Origin of the sequence: Granulicella sp. WH15 (assembly GCF_009914315.1) — a bacterium.
Lineage (GTDB): Bacteria > Acidobacteriota > Terriglobia > Terriglobales > Acidobacteriaceae > Edaphobacter.
Genome location: NZ_CP042596.1, coordinates 164,019 through 184,180 on the forward strand (window position 1 = coordinate 164,019; position 20,162 = coordinate 184,180).

The following is a 20,162-nucleotide window of genomic DNA, read 5'->3' on the forward strand; positions in this document are numbered from 1 at the left end:
CTCCGGCCCCCAAAAGAAAACACGCGAAGCGTCCAAAACGGCACGAAACGCCTAGAACAGCCGTTCCGCCCGCCGCAGGTTTCCTGCCGCGCCGATATTCACCAGCGTGAAGCTGAACCGGTAGGTGTTCTCGTTGCGGTCCGCGCCGAGCTCGTACTTGCGGTACTCGATGCTCAACCCGCAGCAGTTCCAGTTGTACGAGGTCTGCAGGGCCGCGTACTGGATCAGAGGCGAGGTGGTGGTCGTCGTGATCGCCGGGCTGGTCGCCGTCGCCGGGGTCGTCGAGGTGTTCGTGCCCGAGTTCAGGTCGATCCCCGCGTTCGCCGCCACGCTCAGCCCCGGCTTGGTCGGCATCCCGTAGCCCAGTAGCAGGCGCATCTGGCTGAAGTTTGAGACCGATGAGCTGACGCCCTCGGTATAGAACCGCCCCGGCGCGTCCAGACGAGCGTAGCTCAGCGCCCCGAAGGTCTTGCCCTGGTGCAGGTCCATGTAGAAGTTGTTCGACGTGAACTTCTTCGCGCCGGTATCGTAGTCGAAGTCCCACTCGATGTCCGTCTTGGCCGAGGTGCGCACCCGCAGCCGCGAAATCAGCGGCGAGATCTGGCGCGGCTCCGTCAGGAAGGCCACGCCCGAGAGGCCCAGCGTCGTGTCGAAGAGGTTCCTGCGTCCCACCAGAATCGCGCCGCCGAAGTCCTGGTTGAAGAAGCTCTTCTGGGTCAGCCGCCAGCTAATCAGCTCTTCGTTGCCGCAGCCCTTGTGCGGCACCTCCGGCCCGGCCTCGCTGCTGATGGCGTCCGAGGTCTCCTCGCTGTCGAGACCCGGCCCCTGGGCCAGTTCGTCGGTGCTGCACTGCTTGCCCGCGCGCGGCTTGACGAAGAGCCGCTGCGTTACCCCATACTCCAGCTCGTTGGTGTCGCTGACCACGTCGGTCGCGTCGAAGCGCAGCAGGCTCATAAAGTTATCGACGCCGCTGACGTACCGGTAGGTCAGCTCCGGCTCGATGGTGTGGCGTACCTCGTGCTTGAGCAGATTCGGCAGCCAACCCGTTTCGAAGGTCCGCTCGACGACCGGCGGCCGCAGCTCGAACTGTCCTTCGAAATCAGCCCGGTTGACCGCGCTCATGCTCTGCACAGGGATCGACGCCGTGGCGCTCGAGGCCTCGCGGCCACGGCTGTAGACCGTCTCCCGCACGCCCGCCGAGGCGCGCATGTTCCAGCCCGCGAAGTGCAGCGGATAGATCAGCTCCGGGTGCAGGTCAAACCGCTCCACGATGCCGCCGGTGGCGAAGTTGGGTTGGCTGCGCTTCAGGCCCGCCAGTGAGCTTTCCATGGTGAAGTACAGGCCCGTCGCGCCCAGGCGGTGTTCGGTGGTGTCGAGATCGACCGACGGCGCATGGAAGATGCGCACCTGCTCGCCGGGGTTCGAGCCGAGCTGTACCAGCTTGATGCCCTGGTAACGGTCCACCACGCCCGCCGCCTCGATGCCGTTCCACTGATGCACCGCGTAGGCGGTCGAAACCACGTCGCTGGTGACGGCCTGGTTGAAGGTGGGCGCGAAGACCTGGCGGTAGACGTAGCTGCTCAGGTACTCGACGTTGGCGGCAAAGCGCGTCGGCGCGTCTACCGGCTGGTTGCCGAGGTCGTGGCGGGCGGAGACGAGCGCGTCCTCGCCGCCCTCGTTGGTCGGCCCCGGCGGCCTGCGGTCGAGCAAGCCGTTGTAGTGCGCTGTCACGAAGTCCAGGTTGCGGCCGCGATAGCGGAAGGTGACGTTCTGCGCAAAGCCGCGCTGCGAGTAGTACTCCGCGCCCACCAGCAGGTCGGCGCTGCGGTTCAGCACCAGATAGATGCTCTCGCCGATCACCAGCCCCTTGATGCTGGACTGCTCGATGATCGGGATCATGAAGCCGCTCTGCGGCTCCGCGTTGGTGGGGTGTGTGACATAGGGCAGGTAGATCAGCGGAAAGTTGAGCAGGTGGAAGATGCTGCCCTTGGCCCGCGCCTTCTCCGAGTCCACCGAGAAGTGCGCCGCCGAGAGGAGCCAGTCGGGGTTTGGCAGCAGGCAGGAGGTGACCGTGCCGTCGTAGACCTCATACTCCTGCGGGCCTGTGCGCACGACGAGGTGGCCGGTAAACAACAGCGGGTTGCTGTTGGTATAGACCGTCTTGACGGTGATGCCGGTACGAAGTTTTTTGACCCCGACCGAACCGTTGACGTCGTAGAAGCGGCCGGTCTGAGCCTTCAGGTTCACGGTGCCGTGGCTGGCCTCGATGTGCTCCTGGTTGGGGCCGCCGTTGGCCACTAGGTGCCCGGTGGCGGTCAGCAGGTCGGTGTTGCGGTCGTAGACCATGTGGTCGGCTTCGATGACGCGGTCGCGGTAGGTGACGACGACGTGGCCGTCCAGCGTGTAGACGCCGCCCTGCTCGGATTGCGTCGCCGACTCGAAGCGGACGCGGTTGGAGTCGTCCGCCGGGGGCACCACGTGGGCGACCGGGTAGCGGATCTGGTCGGGGCCTTCGGGCAGGTCGTCGGTCGCCGAAGCGGAGGTAAAGGTAAGCACCTGATACCCGCCTGAACCGGTTGTCTCCGAACTATTTCCAGCCTGGCTGGAGGATGTTTCCGCGCCAATCGGGGGGGGTGCCTGAGTCGTTATCTCCTGCGCCTGAAGAAGCAGATGATTCGCCGCGAGCAGCATGATAGTTATAAAGAGGTAACTAGTCCGGAACGCCGACGGCGCAGGGCAACGCCGCGAACGATAGAACAAACAACGCCCCAGGCCCGGCCATTGCTTACGGCTTCGATCGTCTCTCAAACTTTTGTCGGTCATCTTCCAGACTGGTTCCAAGCCGCTCACAAGCACCACAGTCACAGGCTAAACGATTTCACGGAAGCGAGTCCTCTCTTGAACAGCATGAGCGCAGCGCAGCGCGATATTCCTTCTCCCGAAGAAGCCGGCCCAGACCGGCGACCAGACCGGCAGGCAGAGCTGAAACAGCAGGTTGCCGCCCGCCTCGCGGCCCACCGCGAGCGCCGCGCCCGCCTGACGCCGCTCGCACCCGAGCTGGTCACGCCGTCTTCGTCCACGCGACGGCCCAACGCCATCGCCGCAGCAGTCGCCGAGCGTTATGCGCACTCGCCCAGCTACCGCACGTTTCTCGCGGAAGAGGCCAGCCGGCCGCCAGCAGGCCGCCGCCGCCGCCGAGGTCGCCCAGCGCAACGCAGACGCCATTGCCCACGCGCAGCAGCAGCTTCTCGAGGAGCTGGACCTCTGGGAGGCCAAGTCGCCATCTCCCGGTCCAATAGCCGCGCCGCCGGTTGCCAGCAAGCCGGAGGCTCCCCGCGTCGCCGCGCCGAAGAAGCAGCCGAAGGCTCCGGCTCCAGCTCCAACCCAGCTCGAGATTCAAGCCGAGACCACCAGCCCCACCACCGTCACCTCCGCTGGGCTGACCGTGCGGCTCTACGAGGATCTCGGCCCCACCGGACCGGCTCCGGTGCAGACCAACCGCAGCTCCGCCGCACTGGCGGACCCGGACGAGCACCTGACCCTGGACGAAGAGATTGCCTTCCGCCAGGCCCCGGTCTTCGAGGAGCCAGCCACGCCGACGGTACCTATTCCGGCGAACCTGCTCGAGTTCCCCCGGCAACTGGTGGCCACGCGCAAGGCACGTCCGATGCTCGCACTGGGGCCGCTGCTCGATACGGCTGCGCCACCCTCAGGTCAGTTGCGCATCTTCGAGGTCGAACCGGAGCAGATCTCGACCGAACCGACGCCACCCTCGGCGGAGCCCGAGTGGACTTCGATCTGGCTGGACACGCCTTCGCCCGCAACGGCGGACGCGGCCTATACGGACGCCTCCTACACGATGGCGGAGCCGGAGCTGCACCCAAACCTCGTCCCCGGCCCGCTGCCGCCGCAGACCGCCGCATTCGGCCGCCGCACTATGGCTGCCGCGGTCGATGCAGTGCTGGTCCTTACCGGCTTCGTGGTCTTTGCGACGGTCTTCATCACGCTGGCGGGCACGCTGCCCATGGGGCTTCCCTTGGCTCTCGCCGCCGTGGCTGCGGCGGTGGTGCTGGCGGTTCTCTATCACGTGCTCTTCTTCACCTTCTCCGACCACACGCCGGGGATGAGCTATGCGCGCATCGCACTCTGCACCTTCGACGACGAAAACCCCACCCGCAAGGAGCGGCAACGGCGGCTCTGGGCGACGCTGCTGGCGATCTGCCCGCTAGGGCTTGGGTTCGCCTGGGCGGTGCTGGATGAGGATAACCTCGGCTGGCACGACCGGCTCTCGCGGACCTATCAGCGCGAGTATTAATCCTGATCGACAGATGGGAATGATGATGGCCCGATGTCTCGGATGAGAGACATCGGGCCATCTGGCGTTGGGGTGTGTTTTTGTTCTAGTCGTTGAAGAAAGATGTCCTGCCGGACGGGCCGCTACGCGCGGGGCGGTCACTTTGTGACGCGTCTATCCTGTCTCGGCGAGATCAACGACAAAGGTCCTCCCGCTGGTTGGAAGCAAAATATCAGCTTCCGACCAGCGGGAGGACCTCAGAAGATTACTTTCCCATACCGCCCCGAGAACGGCACGAAGTGCTTAGAACGTGGTGCTCACCGTCAGGCGGAACGTCTTACGCGGCTCGCGGAGCAGGTAATCCGCACCGTAGAGCTGCACAGCTTCCTGATAGGTGAACTGACCAGCACCCGTGTTCGGGAACAGGTCGCGGAAGACCGGCTGCCCGGCCGGAGCCGTCAGAGGCAGCGCAAGCTGCTGCGGCAGGCTCTTGTACAGGCGCAGCGGGTTGTACGCGTAGTACAGGCGGAACGGCGCGTTGACCACCGGCAGAATCACCTGCAACTCGGCTCCGTTCGACATGCGCGGCACATAGTTCGAGCCCGGCGCGGTGCTCAACTGCCGCGCGAACGTAACCTTCTGTCCGCCGAAGCAGGCTCCGTTGACGAAGACCGGGCAACCGTAAGACGGCCCGTTCTCCACCGAGTTTCCAGCCACGCTCTGCAGCAACTGGCCCGGCTGCAGGTTGAAGGTCATGCCGAAGTCCGTGAAGAAGGCGAAGGTCACCTGGCTCACGATCGGGATGCGGTACTCGACGTTCGAGGTGAACTGCGTGTCGCCACCCACCGAGACCAGCCGGTACAGCGGCAGCGGAATCTGCACCGCGCCCAGCGCCGGGTTCGTCGGATCGCGTGGAACCAGCGAGCCGTCGGGGTTGGTCAGGTTGAACAACACCTTGTTCGGGATGAAGACGTACGGAGACGCCGCGCGGATATCGAATCCACGCACGTCGGATTCGCCACCGCCGTAGATACGGCTGGTCGGCGGGGCCACCTCGCCCCCGAAGCCGGAGACGTGGACGAACTGTATACGGTAGCCCAGCACGTTGTGGCCTTCGCGGTTGCGCCGCAGGCCCTTCATCGGGAAGAACTGGCGGAAGCTCACCGCAGGCTGGACGTACTTCACGTTTCCGCCCGCGCCCGCGATCTGCACCGAGAGGTTGAAGTCCTTACCCGAGTGCGGTCCAACGGCGCGGTCGAGGCTCGAGAACGTGAAGCTCGGCGAGATCACCGAGGTAACGATGCCGCTCAACTGGTTCTGGCCTTCGACGCCCGACCGGAAAGCCAGCGACTGGAAGACGTTGCGGGTGTTGTCGTTGAACGTCGTGACCGATGACCGCGACAGCGAGTATGAGACGCCGATACGGGTGACGCCGGTACGTGCGAACAGGTGCTTCAGCGGCTCGCTGACCGAGATTGTCGCGCCGCGCGTGGAGGTGTTGTAGTTTGTCAACTGCGAGTTGGTCGCGTTGGTCTGGTTCGCGCTCGCCCCGTTGGCGATGGAGTACGCCTTGGCCGGGTTGTAGTCGAACTTGCTGTCGAAGACCTGCGCGCCCAGCGAGATCGGCTTGTTGCGCAGGTACGGCTCGGTGAATCCGAGGCTGAGGTTCCGCGACAGGTCGCCGATGTGCGCCTGCGCCGAGAGCGTCTCGCCCAGACCGAGGAAGTTGTTGGTCTCGTAGTTCAGACCGATGAACGTTCCCGAAAGTCCGCTGATACCGCCGTTCAGGCCGATGGAGTTCTTACCCTTCTCCTTCAGCTTCAGCAGCAGGTCAACCGTTCCGTCGTCCGCGTTCTGGCGGCTCTCGGAGTCCTGCTCGGCCTTTAGCGTCTCGAAGTAATTGAGCTGGTTCAGCCGCATGATCGACAGATCCCACAGGCGGCTGTTGTAGACTTGGCCCTCTTCGAGCAGCAGCTCGCGCCGGATGACCTTGTCGCGGGTGATGGTGTTGCCGGTGAACTCGATGCGCGAGACGTAGAAGGGCTTGCCCTCTTCCACGTTAATATCGAGGTAAACCAGCTTCTTGGCCTCGTCGATGCGCGGTTCAGGCAACGGAACGAAGTTGATGTAGCCCAGCTCGCCGTAAGCCTTGCGCAGTTGCTCGAGGCCCTTGCCGAAGAGCGTGGCGTTGAAGTACTCGCCATCCTTCTGGGCAAACTGCGCCCGCAACACCTTGGTGTTGGTGACGGCCTTATTGCCCTTGAAGGTGATACCGCCCAGGCGGTAGCGCGCGCCCTCCTCCACCGGCATCAGGATGTCGATGCGCTTGCCGGTCGAAGGCCGCAGCGTCAGGATGTTGATGCCGCCCGCGTCGCGAACCTTGGTCTGCGGCTCGGAGGTCAGGGCCTTGAAGTAGCCGCGGTCGCGATACGCCTGGCGCACGCGCTCGGAGTCTTCGTCCAGCTTGCTGGCGTCGAAGGTGCGGGCAAACAGGTTCTCGAGGATGATCGAGTGCGGAATCCCGACCGGCTTCAGGTTCTTCATCGAGGCGCGCAGCGTGCGGTCGGGCACGCTATTGTTGCCGTCGAAGACGATCTTGCCGACCTTGACCGTTGGGCCTTCCTTGACACTGAAGGTCACGGCGACAGCCGCCGGCGGAATGGTCTTGACCTCGGTCTTGATGGTGGCGAACTGGTGGCCGTGCTCAGAGAGCAAAGCGGCCAGCACCACCTCGGCCCGCTTGATGCGGGTCGGGTCATACTGGCTCTCGACCGTCAGGCCGACCTTGTCCTTCTTGAAGCGCTCGAGGATATCCGACTGCGAGACGGCGTTGACGCCCTTGTAGTTGATCTCGCGGATGGTGGGCTTCTCGCGCACGTAGATGACAAGCTGCACGCAGGCCGGGGTATCGGTCCGCTCGATGCGGACGTCTTCGAAGTAGCCCGTGTTCCACAGCGAGTTGAAGTCGCGCTCGACGATCAGCGGATCGTACAGGTTGCCCTGGCGGCTGAACAGGCGAGCCAGCACGGACTCCTTCGGGATGCGGCGGTTGCCGATCACCTGCGGAGTGCAAAGTGCCTGCGCGTTGCCGTTCTGCACTGCGGCTTCGGGAGATATTGGTGCGGGAGAGGCCTGTCCCCATGCAGCCGGGGCTGACAATGCCATCGCAAGCATAGTCGCCAGGGAGCTAACCCCGATCCCTGCCCGTAAGGTCTTGCCCGCCAGGACGGAGACGTCCGGGACCTGCTTGCCCCTGGTAGGGAGGCTCTCTCGATCGATCTGCTTCAGGGAGCTTCCGCTCGTTCCGTCTACGGTAAAGATAACCACACCCTCGCTTGAAAATCGCAACCCGGACAAACACCTTGGGTAAGCCTCGATTATAAGGGAGCAACTCTCCCCATGCGAGTGGCTCCCTCGTTTCCACTACGGCACCTGCCCTAAAAGAAGGGCAGGTGCGCATTTAAAAACGCCCTGACAACCGGGCGGGCGGTACTTCGTACCGTTCTCGGGGCGATATGGGTAAGTTATCTTTTGCGTGCCTCCCGTTGGTCGGCGGCGAGAATTTTTCTTCTCGACCAACGGAAGAGCCACGCGAAGCTTTAAAAAGGCGTGTAAACGCCTGAACGCCCCCGGTGTATTCTTTTCCCAATTCACCCGCCTATGCCCAGAGAACATCCATCCCCCGCCCGGCTCGAAGCCTTCTCCGACGGAGTCATCGCCGTCATCATCACCATCATGGTGCTGGAGCTGAAAGTCCCCGTGCAGAACGGCCTCGGTGGCCTCTACGCCATCGTCCCCACCCTGCTCATCTACCTGCTGTCGTTCGCTTTCACAGGCATTTATTGGATCAATCACCACGATCTGCTGCACCGCATCAAGCACGTGGACTCGTTCATCCTGTACGCCAACCTGCTCTTCCTCTTTTCGCTCTCGCTGCTTCCCTTCTTTACCAGCTACGTCGTAGAAAAAGAGATCGACTCCTTCTCGGTGGCGCTCTACGCGGGGGCCATGATCCTGAACGGCGTCGCCTTCGGCGGCCTGCGCATCGCGGTCAACCGCCTGCTCTGCCTGGACGGAACGCTGGGCGAAGACGACCGCGCCGTCCAGCGCAAGCACCTGCTTAGCGCCTTCATCTACCTGGTCTCGCTGCCGCTGGCCTACTGGCAGCCGCGCGTCGCCCTGGCCGTCATCGCCATCGTTACCCTGCTCTGGATTGTTCCCAGTTTCGGCACTCAAGCCCGCACCCGCCAACCCGAACACCCGGTGAACCGACCATGAAGACTCTGCTGACACTCGCCCTGCTGCTTGGCCTGATGCCGTCTGGTTATGCCCAGAATCCCACCCAACTCACCACGCTCTCGCGCCAGCAGCTCGACGTCATCAAGGTTCTGGTGGCGCAGGAGAAGGCGTGGAACGCCGGGGATCTGGATGGGTATGCTTCCGGCTATAAGGACTCGCCCGAGACGCTCTTCGTCGGGCCTCATATTGGGCGAGGGTTTGAGCAGATGCTCTCCGACTATAAGCACACCTATGCCACTCGGGAGGCGATGGGGCAGCTAACCTTCTCCGAGCTGGAGGCGCATCCGCTCGATGCGAACTTTACAGTTGTTCTGGGAAAGTACCATCTGGAGCGGACGAAGAAGGTCGGGGGTAATGCCGATGGGGTCTTTTCACTGGTCTTCGAGAAGACCAAGGATGGCTGGAAGATCATCATCGACCATACGACTTGATGCGCTTTGCTGCTGGATAACAACAGAAAGCAAGCAAAAGCGCCCCCGCCGGGCAGGCGGCACTTCGTTCGGTCTTGGACGCTACGCGTCTAGGCGACCTGGACTACCGTCTGGGTAACCCGTTCGACGCTCCGGACCGGCATTGGACGCAGCGAACCGCTGAGATTCAAGGCCAATAGGCGGCGCGTCAATGAGCGGGTCACCCCGGTGATGCGGGCGTCCTCCGGCTCATGCGGCATCCGCGCAAAGCGGCTCGACTGCATCTCTCGAACTTCTTCCATCTCGCGGAACGAGCGGCTTACCTGGACCGAATGGACCAGATGAGCCCGCGCCTCGGCGCTGGCCGCAGTTTTCGCTCCAAGACCTTTGGGATCACGGAGCCCCGCGGGCATCATCCGGACAGAGGCTGGTGCTGTTTCGATCAGGATCGGCATAAGACACCCCATCTTCTCGAACAATTTTTTGGTGCCGTCGAAGAAGTAGATGCAGTCTAGTTACTTTTTAGTTGCTCGATTATTAAAATATGCAAAGATTTGTATTGCGCCCGAGCCCGATTCATGCGAAGACTTCTTCAACTCCGGGCCAGCTCTTCGCGCAGCCGGTTCCAGGTAGCCTCCAGCAGCTCCGGCAATACCCGGGTCTCGGCCGTCACGGTCATAAAGTTGGTGTCGCCAAACCAGCGCGGCAGCACGTGCATGTGGACGTGCCCAGCCACGCCCGCGCCCGCCGCCTGTCCCAGGTTCAGCCCCATGTTAATTCCGTCCGGCCGATAAACGCCCCTCAGGGCCGTCTCCAGGCGCTGCGCCGTCAGGATTATCTCTCCCGCTGTGGCCTCGTCCAGCTCGGCCAGCGAGGCCACATGCCGGTACGGCACGATCAGTACGTGCCCGGAGGAGTATGGAAAGGCGTTGAGGCAGGTAAAGGTGTGGGGCCCGCGCAGGATGACGTTACCCGCTCGCTCGGCCTCTTCCGCGCTCATTCCGGAGGAGATGGCCCACTCTACCGCCCCGATCAGGTTGCAAAAGACGCAGTGGTGGTCGTTCTCCTCTGGCCAGCCCGCGAGCGCTCGTGGAACCCCGGGCCGCGACGGCTTATCTGAATCCACATTCGAAGCGGAGTCCGCACCTGTAATGTAGCTGTAACGCCAAGGGGTCCAAAGCCTGTCCATGCGGCCAGTATAAGGGCTTTGCGCGCTACCAATGGTTGACTGCGTCCACAGCGGTTGGTATGCTTTTTAGTGAGCCCCTGCGTGTGGGATCCAAGTGCAGCCGCTCTGATTTACTCTGCACGACGTACTCTACTTTCCTGTCAGCGAAGCCAACTCGAAGGATTATGGGACCCAAGCCAGACCAGCGTCGCCCCCAGGCACGCGAGAGTCAAACTCGCCGTCCCTCCAAAGAGAAACGACGCGTCCAGAAGAGTAGGCCGAGCAGGTTCTTGGAACCCGGAGCCGCATCAATCATGGTAGACGACCATAATCCTGTGTATATCGAGAGCAAACCCCTGAACACCGAATTGGAAACCTTGGCGCCCGAAGCGACAGCCGACCTGTCATCCGAATCCACCCCAACCCTCACCGAGACCCAGACCGAGACTGCAACCGTAGAGACAGCCGCCACACCCGCGCCCGTCGCTATCGCAGCCTCCGTCGAGACCGCAGAAGAGCCGGACTATGAAGACGCCGACTTTGCTGCTGCCCTCGCGAACTTCGACCGTGAGCAGGCTGTCGAGTCCGCCGCGGCTCAGAGCCTGACCGCCGACGAGATCGTCGTGCCCGGAACCGTCATTAAGGTTACCGATAAGCACGTCGTCGTCGATATCGGTCTCAAGTCCGAGGGTCTCATTCCGCTCGAGCAGGTGCTCGATATCAACGGCGTTTCAAAGTTCCAGGCCGGCGATGTGGTTGAGGTTGTGGTGGAGCGCGAAGAGACTCATGGCGGCGGATACATCGTCAGCTACGAGAAGGCGATGCGCCACAAGGTCTGGGACAAGCTCGAGCAGGCTGCGAACGACAAGGTGCCCGTCAAGGGTATGGTCGTCAGCCGCGTCAAGGGCGGACTCACCGTCGACATCGGCATCAAGGCGTTCCTGCCCGGCTCGCAGATCGAGGTCCGGCCCGTCCGCAATCTGGACGGCTACGTCGGCACCGAGATCGAAGTCCGCGTCATCAAGCTGAACAAGAAGCGCGGCAACGTCGTCATCTCCCGCAAGGAGATTCTCGAAGAGGAGCAGAACGCCAAGAAGTCGGTGACGCTCGCTACCCTCGAAGAGGGCAGCGTCCTGACCGGAACGGTCAAGAACCTGACCGATTACGGCGCGTTCGTCGACCTCGGCGGCCTCGACGGCCTGCTGCACATCACCGATATGAGCTGGGGCCGCCTGACGCATCCGCGCGACCTGGTCAACGTCGGCGATGAGATCCAGGTGAAGGTTCTCAAGTTCGACAAGGATAAGCAGCGCGTCTCGCTCGGCTTCAAGCAGTTGACGCCTGACCCGTGGCTCGATGCGACCGAGCGCTATCCCATCGGCGCACAGGTTCGCGGCCGCGTTCTGTCGGTCACCGACTACGGCGCGTTCGTCGAGCTGGAGCAGGGCATCGAGGGTCTGGTTCACGTCTCCGAGATGACCTGGTCGAAGCGGATGAAGCACCCCTCCAAGCTGGTCAAGCCCGGCGACGAGGTCGACACCATCATCCTCTCGGTCAACCCGAACGATCGCCGCATCTCGCTGGGCATGAAGCAGCTCCAGGAGAATCCGTGGGAGCAGCTCGAGGACAAGTACCCCACCGGCGCCATCATCGAGGGCCGCGTGCGCAACCTGACCGACTTCGGTGCGTTCATCGAGATCGAGGACGGCATCGACGGCCTGGTACACGTCTCGAACCTGAGCTGGACCAAGCGCATCAAGCACCCGTCGGAGGTTCTGAAGAAGGGCGAGAAGGTCCGGGCCATCGTGCTCGGCGTCGAGCCGGAAAACCGCCGCCTGTCGCTGGGTGTCAAGCAGCTCCAGCCGGATGTGTGGGATACGTTCTTCGCCCAGCACCGTATCGGCGACGTCATCAAGGGCAAGGTTCTGCGCACGGCGCAGTTCGGAGCCTTCGTTGAGATCGCTGAGGGCGTCGAGGGTCTGTGCCACGTCTCCGAGGCGGTCGATGACACCGGCAAGCCGGTCGATCTACAGGTCGATCAGGAGCATGAGTTCAAGATCGTCAAGATGAACCAGGACGAGAAGAAGGTCGGTCTGTCGATTCGCGCTGTCGGCGAAGAGGCCAGCCGGGCCGAGGTCGAGTCCTACAAGGAGCGCGAGTACTCGGGCGGCAAGAAGGGCCAGAGCGGACAGTCCAGCTCTTCTTCTTCGAGCTCCAGCTCCACCACGCTGGGCGACCTGCTGAACTGGAAGCGCGCTGAGCGGGAAGACGCAGGAGAGTAAATCTACTCTTTGCAATACACAAAGGCCGTCCTTCGGGGCGGCCTTTGTGGCATTTTGCGCGCCTCTCGGGGTACTTCGTACCGTTCTCGGGGCGGTATGGGCAAGATCATCTTCCGAGGGCCTCCCGCTGGTCGGCGGTGGGCATCTTTCTTCCCGCCAAGGGGGAAGGGCCACGCGAAGCTCTAAAAAGGCGTGCTACGCCCGCTTCGCGCGTAGCGGGCTCGTCCGGCAGGACAGAGTCTTTCCTCTTTACAAAGAAAGAGTTAAGCCGATCTACCAGCGTGTGGAGACGGCACGGTCGAAGCCGTGCCCATAAGGTGTGGGGTGGTTCAGGGAAGCTACTTCCTTACCGCTGCGCGTGGCCCGCGACCATCTTCAACGAGGCGCGGCGCATGATCTCAAGCTCCGACGGCGCGAAGACCTCGGGCGGCACGCCGCCCACCGCGACGAATCCGGGATTATCCCCCAGCGCCACCGATATCTGGTTCCAGCGCAGGAACGGCGAGGTCGTCGGCAGCACGATGATCCGGCGCTTAGGCTCCGGCAACGCAAAGTAGACGATCCAGGTCGAGACGGCTACGAGAATTGAGATGCCGTTCAGAAGATTTACCGACGAGTTCATCTTCGAGAAGTGGATAAACCATCCGGAGCTGACGAGGCCCATCGCAGCATAGATGCCGAGGCCCAGGCTAACACCGAAGATCTTGCTCTGGTACGAGAGTCCCATCGGGCGAATCGCAAAGGTGACGAACAGGAGCATGCAGAGCGTGAGGATGCTCTGAGTCTGCTGCAACTGTGACGCGGCGGCTACCAGGAACTGCAGGGTAGTCATCCGCGGTCCGAGCGCCATTCCCAGCGCGACCGCTACCGAGATAGCGGCAGCCCAGCGGAACATAAGCATTCCAAGGGTCTGGAGACCTTTGAGGGGCGCCATCGCCAGCCGATAGATGCTGTAGATGATTCCAAGGCCGAGAAACGCCTCGATCGTATAGCTGATCCAGTAGAGGTAGAAGTACAGCCCATATACCAGATGAGCATGTTCGTGATGCCTGAATCCAAACCGGAGCAGGGTGATCTCAGCGGCAGTACTGAACATGCGGATAAATAGAAAGCCCGACAAGAACCGATATATCCCGAGCTGTCTCCGTGTGCGCATGACGATAAGCGCGATGAGGCAAGCTACGGGCTCGGCGTATGTCAAGAAGTCTATAAATCCCGCTGCCTTCATAACCGTCCCCTCCAACATAAAGGATATCCCAAGAGAGGACGGGGCAGAGTTTTTTTTTAGTGGCCGAGTTCGGTGATGCCGCAGGCGTGAGGGTCGTTGGGCGGGCACATCGGGATGGGACCGGCGCTGAGCTTCGGCATAATGGTCGTCGCGGTGGAAGCGTTGGCACGGTGGGCGGAGGAGACGGCTCCGGTGAGGGCGAGGGAAAAGACGAATGTGCGGACAATGATGTTTTCATGGCAAAACTCCTGAAGGAATTAAATTGTTGATTCTGAAATAGTTAGTGGCTCAGTACTCGAGGGAGCAACCGCTCTTTAGTGGCCGAGTTCGGTGATGCCGCAGGCGTGTGGGTCGTTCGGGGGGCACATCGGGATGGGACCGGCGCTGAGCTTCGGCATGATGGTCGCCGCGGTGGAGGCATTGGCACGGTGGGCGGAGGAGACGGCTCCGGTGAGGGCGAGGGAGAAGACGAATGTGCGGACAATGATGTTTTTCATGGAAAAACTCCTGAAGGAATTAAATTATTGATTCTGAAGTGGTTAGTGGCTCAAGACTCGAGGGAGCAACCGCTCTTTAGTGGCCGAGTTCGGTGATGCCGCAGGCGTGGGGGTCGTTGGGCGGGCACATCGGGATGGGGCCGGCGCTGAGCTTTGGCATGATGGTCGCCGCGGTGGAGGCGTTGGCGCGGTGGGCGGAGGAGACGGCTCCGGTGAGGGCGAGGGAGAGGACGAATGTGCGGACAATGATGTTTTTCATGATGGTGTGGCTCCTATTTTTTTCTGGTGCAACTCAAAATTTCTCTGGACAGGCCCGATGAAGTAAAACTAAGATATGAGAATGGGTAAGTCCAACAAAATGAACAATATAGCAGGATAATATCGTCATGAAATTACTAAGGTAATAAAGTTGTCTGATGTCCTTTTACCCGCCATTTCTGATGCTTTCCCATGTGGTGGAGGCAAAGTTCTCCCATCTTTTCGGGTGATAAAACTCGATTTCAGAGAGTTCTGCGAAGGTTGAGGCTCTATTTGCGCTCTCCGGGAAGCCTATTGGCTGGGGATAGGGGCTGATAACGGCAATGGCTTCCAGGTAGTCCTATGGAGACGGACGGCCCTAAAAGACCGGGTACTGGAGGCAATATGAGCTGGAAGATTGCAGAGATACCCTCGCAGGCGGGCAAGAGAGTCCTGATTACCGGTGCAAACAGCGGAGTTGGGTACTCCGCTGCGGTCGAGCTGGCGCGGAAGGGTGCGGAGGTGGTTCTGGCGTGCCGGGATCGTGCTCGGGGCGAGGCTGCGCTGGTGCGGCTACGGCAAGACGCCGATGGGCCGGACTCGGCGGCGTCACGGGCCGAGCTGGCGATGCTGGATCTGTCGTCGCTGGCTTCGGTGCGGGCGCTGGCTGAGGCTCAGATCGCCCAGGATAGGCCGCTGGACTGCCTGGTGAACAACGCCGGTGTGATGGCCCCGCCGGAACGCAGGGAGACGGTTGAGGGGATGGAGTTGCAGTTCGGTACCAATGTGGTGGGGCACTTTTACCTGACGGCGCTGCTGCTGCCGTTGCTTGAGCAAGCGGCGGCGGCACGAGTGGTGACGGTGGCGTCGATCGCACACAAGCGGGGAAAGATCGACTTCGAGGATCTGCAATCGGTGCGGCGGTACTCTCCCATGGGGGCTTACCAGCAGTCGAAGCTGGGGGATCTGATGTTTGCGTTTGAGCTGGAGCGGCGGCTGCGGGCGGCGGGATCGCGGGTGACGAGCGTGGCGGTGCATCCGGGCGTGGCCAGGACGGAGCTGTTCAAGATCGGCTCCAGCACGGGCCTGTCGCGGCTGGCCGAGCGGGTGCTGGCGGGGGCCATTGGCGCGTTGCTGAACTCGCAGGAGGGTGGGGCGGTACCCACATTATTTGCGGCAACGTCACCGGACGCGGTGGGTGGTGGGTACTACGGGTCGCAGGGGTTTCAGGAGATGCGGGGTGGGGATGTGGGACCGGCCAAGGTAGCTCCGCAGGCGAGGGATGAGGCGGCGCAACGGCGGTTGTGGACGGTTTGTGAGCAGTTGAGCGGCGTAAATTTTCTTCCCGACCAGCGAGAGGACCACGCGAAGCAGTAAAAGGCGTGCAAACGCCCGCTCGCCGCGCAGGCGGCCTGTCCGGCAGGACGTCTTTGCGGATTTTGAAGAAAGCATACTTCGGGCTAAGCCTCGACCCACCCCAGAAACAACGGCAACAACAGACTCCTCCGCTTCGCTCCTGAATGACAGTCAAGAAAACAAGCAACGGCAAGTGCGCCCTTGCGCCGGGCGGGCGGCACTTCGTGCGGTGCTCGACGCTTCGCGTGAAAAGCACTATTCGCGGGAAAGAAAATTGCTCGACGACTTGGCAGAGCATCTCGGACTAAGTTAGTCTTAGTTTATTCGAGCTGCTGGTCGGTGGTCTTTGGCGAGGCACCGGCTGGCTGGCTGAGATCGACACCGTGCTGCTGCGCGTCCCGGACTGGGTCGCTGCGGCGGCGCGCCGAGGTTACAGGATGAGTCAGAGAACGAAGTTCAAGATGCAGCGTGCGCTCGGGCTGGAGCTGCCCGGGCTGGGTAAGCCGGGTGCTCTCGAGAAGCGCAACTACCCGCCGGGACAGCATGGACAGGCCCGCAAGAAGAAGCCGACTGAGTACGGATTGCAGTTGAAAGAGAAGCAGAAGCTGCTCTTTCACTACGGGCTGCGCGAGGAACAGTTACAGCGGTTTGTGCGCACGGCGCGGTCGCTGCCGGGGTCGAACTGGGTGGAGAACCTGGTTGGACTGCTGGAGAAGCGGGTGGATAACGTGGTCTTCCGGCTGGGTTTTGCGCGGAGCATGGCGGCGGCCCGGCAGTTGGTGAGCCACGGGCATGTTCTGGTGAATGGGAAGATGCTGACGATCGGCTCGGCGCTGGTGGGGGTGGGCGATGTTGTGGCGCTGACCGAGTATGCGGCCGGGGAGATGACCTTGCCGAGCCGTCGCTCGCCGCGTCTGCCGCTGCCGGGGTATCTGAACTTTGCCGTCGAGGGTGTGGATACCCAGGGAGTGGTGCGGATGGAGCCGGGGCTGGACCATGTGCCGTTTGAGTTCCAGGCCAGCCGCGTGGCCGAGTACTACTCGCAACGAGGCGTATAAAAAACTGTCTTGCCGGACGGGGTACTTCGTACCGTTCTCGGGGCTCTATGGGCAGGATCAACAGCAAAGGTCCTCCCGCTGGTCGGAAGCAAAATGTCTGCTTCCGACCAGCGGGAGGACCCCAGAGGATCACTCACCCATACCGCCCCGGGAACCGCACGAAGTGCCGCCCGCCCGGCGTTAGGGCGCTTTTTAGGCTTTACCGGCCAGTTGACGCAGAACGTACTGGAGGATGCCGCCGTGCTGGTAGTAGAGGATCTCCTGCGGAGTGTCGATTCGTACCGTCACCGGGAACTCTACGGTGGTGCCGGTCATGTTTTCCGCCTGTACCATCAGGGTCTTGCCGTCGGCGAACTTCGCGTCGAGCATCGCGCGCAGGCCCTCGATGTGGAAGATCTCCTCACCCGTCAGGTTGAGCGATTCCGCGCTCGAGCCCGGCTCGAACTGGAGCGGAAGAATCCCCATGCCGACGAGGTTGGAGCGGTGGATGCGCTCGTACGACTCCGCGATGACGAAGCGGATGCCGAGCAGGCGCGGCCCCTTGGCGGCCCAGTCGCGCGAGCTGCCCGAGCCGTACTCCTTACCGGCCAGGATGGCCAGCGGCGTGCCGCGCTCGGCGTAGATGACCGAGGCGTCGTAGATGGACATTTCGGTGGTCTCGGGGAGCAGGCGGGTGACGCCGCCCTCGGTGCCCGGAGCCATCTTGTTGCGCAGGCGGACGTTGGCGAAGGTGCCGCGCACCATGACCTCATGGTTGCCGCGACGCGAGCCGTAGCTGTTGAAGTCAGCCGGGGAGACGCCGTGCTCGGTGAGGTACTTGCCAGCGGGGCCGTTCTTCTTGATGGAGCCAGCGGGGGAGATGTGGTCCGTCGTCACCGAGTCGCCGAGGACGGCGAGACAGCGGGCGGCGCGGATGTCCTCCACCGGAGCCGGGGTGGCGGCCATGCCATCGAAGTACGGGGCCTTGCGGATGTAGGTGGAGTCCGGCTCCCAGCCGTAGGTGTCGCCGGAGGGGAAGCTGAGGTGCTGCCAGTTCTGGTCGCCGTCGGCCACGGTGGCGTACTGCTTGCGGAACATCGTCGAGTCGATGGAGCTGGCGACGGTGTCGATGACCTCCTGCTGGGTCGGCCAGATGTCCTTGAGGAAGACGGGCTGCTTGGCCTGGTCGTAGCCAATCGGCTCGTTGGCGAAGTCGTGGTGAATGCTGCCCGCGAGGGCGTAGGCGACGACGAGCGGCGGGCTCATCAGGTAGTTGGCGCGGACCTCGGGCGAGATGCGGCCCTCGAAGTTGCGGTTGCCGGAGAGCACCGAGACGGCCACCAGTCCGTGGTCCTCGATGGCCTTCGAGACGTCGGTGGGCAGCGGTCCCGAGTTGCCGATGCAGGTGGTGCAGCCATAGCCGACGACCTGGAAGCGAAGCTGGTCGAGGTAGGGCATCAGGCCGGACTTGACGTAGTAGTCGGTGACGACGCGCGAGCCGGGGGCCAGCGAGGTCTTGACCCAGGGGGGCGTGCGCAGGCCCTTCTCCACGGCCTTCTTGGCCAGCAGACCGGCGGCGAGCATCACGTAGGGGTTCGAGGTATTGGTGCAGCTCGTAATGGCGGCGATCACGATGGAGCCGTGGTCGAGGTACGGCTCGGGGTCGATGCCGTAGCGCCCCTTGACGCTGGTGACCGGAGCCTCGACGTGCGTGAGGGCGGAGACTGGAACCACGTTATCGGCAACGAGCGCAGGCGCGCCGACGCTGCTGGTGAGATCCCCGGCGGCGCTGGCGTGGCCGCCCTCACCCTCCCAGCGCAGCATCTGGCGGGCTACAGACTTGTTGCCCGCCGGGCCGAGCAGGTTGGGGAGCTGCTGCTTGAAGGACGCAGCCGCGCCAGAGAGCAGGACGCGGTCCTGCGGGCGCTTGGGTCCGGCGACCGAGGGCTCGACCGTGCTGAGGTCCAGCGAGAGCGTCGCGGAGTACTCGGCCTCGGGGGCGTCGGCGGTGTGGAAGAGGCCCTGGACCCTCATGTACTGCTCGACCAGGGCGATGTGCTCCTCCGAACGGCCCGTGAGGCGCAGGTAGGAGAGCGTCTCCTTATCGACGGGGAAGATGCCGCAGGTGGCTCCGTACTCGGGGGCCATGTTGGCGATGGTGGCGCGATCGGCCAGCGGCAGCTCCGCGATTCCAGGCCCGTAGAACTCCACGAACTTGCCCACGACGCCGAGCTTGCGCAGCGCCTCGGTGACGGTCAGGACGAGGTCGGTGGCAGTGGTGCCCTCGCGCAGCTTGCCGGTCAGGCGGAAGCCGACGACCTGCGGGATGAGCATGGAGACCGGCTGGCCCAGCATGGCGGCCTCGGCCTCGATGCCGCCGACGCCCCAGCCCAGGACGCCCAGGCCGTTGACCATGGTGGTGTGGGAGTCGGTGCCGACCAGCGTGTCGGGATAGGCGGTGAGGGAACCGTCGGCGTCGGGCTGCGTGGTGAAGACAACGCGGGCCAGGTACTCGAGATTCACCTGATGGCAGATGCCCATGCCCGGCGGCACGGCGGAGAAGTTGTTGAAGGCCGTCTGGCCCCACTTGAGGAAGGCGTAGCGCTCGCGGTTGCGCTGGAACTCGAGCGCGGCGTTCATGTCGTAGGCCCCGGCGGTTCCGAACTCATCGACCTGCACGGAGTGGTCGATGACCAGCTCGGCGGGCTGCAGCGGGTTGATCTTCTCGGGGTCGCCGCCGAGGGCGCGCATGGCGTCACGCATGGCTGCCAGGTCCACGATGGCGGGGACGCCGGTGAAGTCCTGCATGAGCACGCGGGCGGGCATGTAGGCGATCTCGCGGGCAGGCTCGGCCTTGGGGTCCCATGCGGCCAGGAACTTGATGTCGTCAGCGGTTACGGTGCGTCCGTCCTCGTGGCGCAGCAGGTTCTCGAGCAGGATGCGGAGCGAGAAGGGCAGGCGGGCGAGGTTCGGCAGCGCGGCGAGGCTGAAGTAGTTGACCGTGGTGGAGCCGGAGGTGAGGGTGGCTTTGGCTTTGAAGGAGTCGGGGTGCGATGCGGGATTCATGGTCGGTTTTCCTCGGTGGTGGAACGGCGCTCGGGGCGCGGTTGTGCGGACGTCTGGATAAGGATACAGAGGGAGAAGGGACGCTAAGGCGCGTCAGGGGAAGAACTTAGCGGCCACGATCGCGGCGGCCATGGCGGAAGCGCTTCAACTGCACGCAGCCGGGGACGACCTGCAGGGAACCGGAGACGAGAGGAGACACTCGGCGAGCCATACGCCGATTCTATGCCCTTTGTTTTCCGCTTGAAAAGAGACTTATCTCGCGAACAAGGGTTTTGTTGTTACGTGGAG

15 protein-coding genes are annotated in these 20,162 nt (G+C 63.0%); 6 read left to right on the forward strand and 9 right to left on the reverse strand.

Annotation, left to right across the window (positions count from 1 at the left end):
• Positions 1 to 51: 51 nt before the first annotated feature.
• Together lptD and FTO74_RS00705 are read right to left on the reverse strand one after the other, a co-directional pair.
• Entirely contained in the window at positions 52 to 2,556 is a 2,505-nt protein-coding gene (gene lptD / locus FTO74_RS00700; protein ID WP_255462421.1) for an LPS assembly protein LptD, read from the reverse strand.
• Between the two features lie 312 nt (positions 2,557 to 2,868).
• A complete protein-coding gene (locus FTO74_RS00705; protein WP_162536426.1) occupies positions 2,869 to 3,129 on the reverse strand; it encodes a hypothetical protein in 261 nt (86 codons plus the stop codon).
• Between FTO74_RS00705 and FTO74_RS00710 the strand changes: the two genes are divergently transcribed.
• Positions 3,122 to 4,315 carry an RDD family protein gene (locus FTO74_RS00710; protein ID WP_162536427.1) on the forward strand — a complete coding sequence of 398 codons (1,194 nt, stop codon included), beginning with the start codon at positions 3,122 to 3,124 and terminating at the stop codon, positions 4,313 to 4,315. The genes FTO74_RS00705 and FTO74_RS00710 overlap by 8 nt on opposite strands.
• A 282-nt stretch (positions 4,316 to 4,597) precedes the next feature.
• Here FTO74_RS00710 and bamA read toward each other — a convergent pair whose 3' ends face one another.
• Positions 4,598 to 7,459, reverse strand: a complete 2,862-nt coding sequence (gene bamA, locus FTO74_RS00715) for an outer membrane protein assembly factor BamA (protein WP_255462422.1) — start codon at positions 7,457 to 7,459, stop codon at positions 4,598 to 4,600.
• 495 nt (positions 7,460 to 7,954) lie between these two features.
• Here bamA and FTO74_RS00720 point away from each other — a divergent pair, with 495 nt between their 5' ends.
• Both FTO74_RS00720 and FTO74_RS00725 read left to right on the forward strand, forming a co-directional pair.
• A complete protein-coding gene (locus tag FTO74_RS00720; RefSeq protein WP_162536428.1) occupies positions 7,955 to 8,572 on the forward strand; it encodes a TMEM175 family protein in 618 nt (205 codons plus the stop codon).
• Positions 8,569 to 9,024, forward strand: a complete 456-nt coding sequence (locus FTO74_RS00725; RefSeq protein ID WP_162536429.1) for a DUF4440 domain-containing protein — start codon at positions 8,569 to 8,571, stop codon at positions 9,022 to 9,024. Before FTO74_RS00720 ends, FTO74_RS00725 begins: the two co-directional genes overlap by 4 nt.
• A gap of 89 nt (positions 9,025 to 9,113) precedes the next feature.
• On the opposite strand, the gene FTO74_RS00730 is transcribed toward FTO74_RS00725, so the two are convergent.
• Together FTO74_RS00730 and FTO74_RS00735 are read right to left on the reverse strand one after the other, a co-directional pair.
• Positions 9,114 to 9,458: a hypothetical protein gene (locus tag FTO74_RS00730; protein WP_162536430.1), complete on the reverse strand. Its 345-nt coding sequence runs from the start codon at positions 9,456 to 9,458 to the stop codon at positions 9,114 to 9,116.
• Between the two features lie 137 nt (positions 9,459 to 9,595).
• On the reverse strand, positions 9,596 to 10,192 hold the full coding sequence (locus tag FTO74_RS00735) for an HIT domain-containing protein (protein WP_162536431.1): 597 nt from the start codon (positions 10,190 to 10,192) through the stop codon (positions 9,596 to 9,598).
• A gap of 293 nt (positions 10,193 to 10,485) precedes the next feature.
• Between FTO74_RS00735 and FTO74_RS00740 the strand changes: the two genes are divergently transcribed.
• Positions 10,486 to 12,453 (forward strand): 30S ribosomal protein S1, encoded by a 1,968-nt coding sequence (locus tag FTO74_RS00740; RefSeq protein WP_162536432.1) that lies wholly within the window; start codon positions 10,486 to 10,488, stop codon positions 12,451 to 12,453.
• A 346-nt stretch (positions 12,454 to 12,799) separates the two neighbouring features.
• Here the strand turns inward: FTO74_RS00740 and FTO74_RS00745 are convergent, their stop codons facing one another.
• The 3 genes from FTO74_RS00745 to FTO74_RS00755 form a co-directional block, all read right to left on the reverse strand.
• The gene (locus tag FTO74_RS00745) at positions 12,800 to 13,549 is read right to left on the reverse strand and encodes a hypothetical protein (RefSeq protein ID WP_255462423.1); all 750 of its coding nucleotides are present in this window, start codon (positions 13,547 to 13,549) and stop codon (positions 12,800 to 12,802) included.
• A gap of 446 nt (positions 13,550 to 13,995) precedes the next feature.
• Positions 13,996 to 14,178, reverse strand: a complete 183-nt coding sequence (locus FTO74_RS00750) for a hypothetical protein (protein ID WP_162536434.1) — start codon at positions 14,176 to 14,178, stop codon at positions 13,996 to 13,998.
• Positions 14,179 to 14,254: 76 nt separating this feature from the next.
• Entirely contained in the window at positions 14,255 to 14,437 is a 183-nt protein-coding gene (locus FTO74_RS00755; RefSeq protein WP_162536435.1) for a hypothetical protein, read from the reverse strand.
• 383 nt (positions 14,438 to 14,820) lie between these two features.
• On the opposite strand from FTO74_RS00755, the gene FTO74_RS00760 reads away from it, so the two are divergent.
• Both FTO74_RS00760 and rpsD read left to right on the forward strand, forming a co-directional pair.
• Entirely contained in the window at positions 14,821 to 15,792 is a 972-nt protein-coding gene (locus FTO74_RS00760) for an SDR family oxidoreductase (protein WP_162536436.1), read from the forward strand.
• 416 nt (positions 15,793 to 16,208) lie between these two features.
• Entirely contained in the window at positions 16,209 to 16,829 is a 621-nt protein-coding gene (gene rpsD / locus FTO74_RS00765; RefSeq protein ID WP_162536437.1) for a 30S ribosomal protein S4, read from the forward strand.
• Positions 16,830 to 17,021: 192 nt separating this feature from the next.
• Here rpsD and FTO74_RS00770 read toward each other — a convergent pair whose 3' ends face one another.
• The gene (locus FTO74_RS00770; protein WP_162536438.1) at positions 17,022 to 19,874 is read right to left on the reverse strand and encodes an aconitate hydratase; all 2,853 of its coding nucleotides are present in this window, start codon (positions 19,872 to 19,874) and stop codon (positions 17,022 to 17,024) included.
• Between the last annotated feature and the right edge of the window lie 288 nt (positions 19,875 to 20,162).

Bases quoted from the DNA above. Each gene is read 5' to 3' on its own strand.
- FTO74_RS00710 (WP_162536427.1), top strand. From the start codon at position 3,122: ATGCGCACTCGCCCAGCTACCGCACGTTTCTCGCGGAAGAGGCCAGCC.
- bamA (WP_255462422.1), bottom strand. From the start codon at position 7,459: ATGGCATTGTCAGCCCCGGCTGCATGGGGACAGGCCTCTCCCGCACCA.
- FTO74_RS00720 (WP_162536428.1), top strand. From the start codon at position 7,955: ATGCCCAGAGAACATCCATCCCCCGCCCGGCTCGAAGCCTTCTCCGAC.
- FTO74_RS00725 (WP_162536429.1), top strand. From the start codon at position 8,569: ATGAAGACTCTGCTGACACTCGCCCTGCTGCTTGGCCTGATGCCGTCT.
- FTO74_RS00730 (WP_162536430.1), bottom strand. From the start codon at position 9,458: ATGCCGATCCTGATCGAAACAGCACCAGCCTCTGTCCGGATGATGCCC.
- FTO74_RS00735 (WP_162536431.1), bottom strand. From the start codon at position 10,192: ATGGACAGGCTTTGGACCCCTTGGCGTTACAGCTACATTACAGGTGCG.
- FTO74_RS00740 (WP_162536432.1), top strand. From the start codon at position 10,486: ATGGTAGACGACCATAATCCTGTGTATATCGAGAGCAAACCCCTGAAC.
- FTO74_RS00745 (WP_255462423.1), bottom strand. From the start codon at position 13,549: ATGTTCAGTACTGCCGCTGAGATCACCCTGCTCCGGTTTGGATTCAGG.
- FTO74_RS00750 (WP_162536434.1), bottom strand. From the start codon at position 14,178: ATGAAAAACATCATTGTCCGCACATTCGTCTTCTCCCTCGCCCTCACC.
- FTO74_RS00755 (WP_162536435.1), bottom strand. From the start codon at position 14,437: ATGAAAAACATCATTGTCCGCACATTCGTCCTCTCCCTCGCCCTCACC.
- FTO74_RS00760 (WP_162536436.1), top strand. From the start codon at position 14,821: ATGAGCTGGAAGATTGCAGAGATACCCTCGCAGGCGGGCAAGAGAGTC.
- rpsD (WP_162536437.1), top strand. From the start codon at position 16,209: ATGAGTCAGAGAACGAAGTTCAAGATGCAGCGTGCGCTCGGGCTGGAG.
- FTO74_RS00770 (WP_162536438.1), bottom strand. From the start codon at position 19,874: ATGAATCCCGCATCGCACCCCGACTCCTTCAAAGCCAAAGCCACCCTC.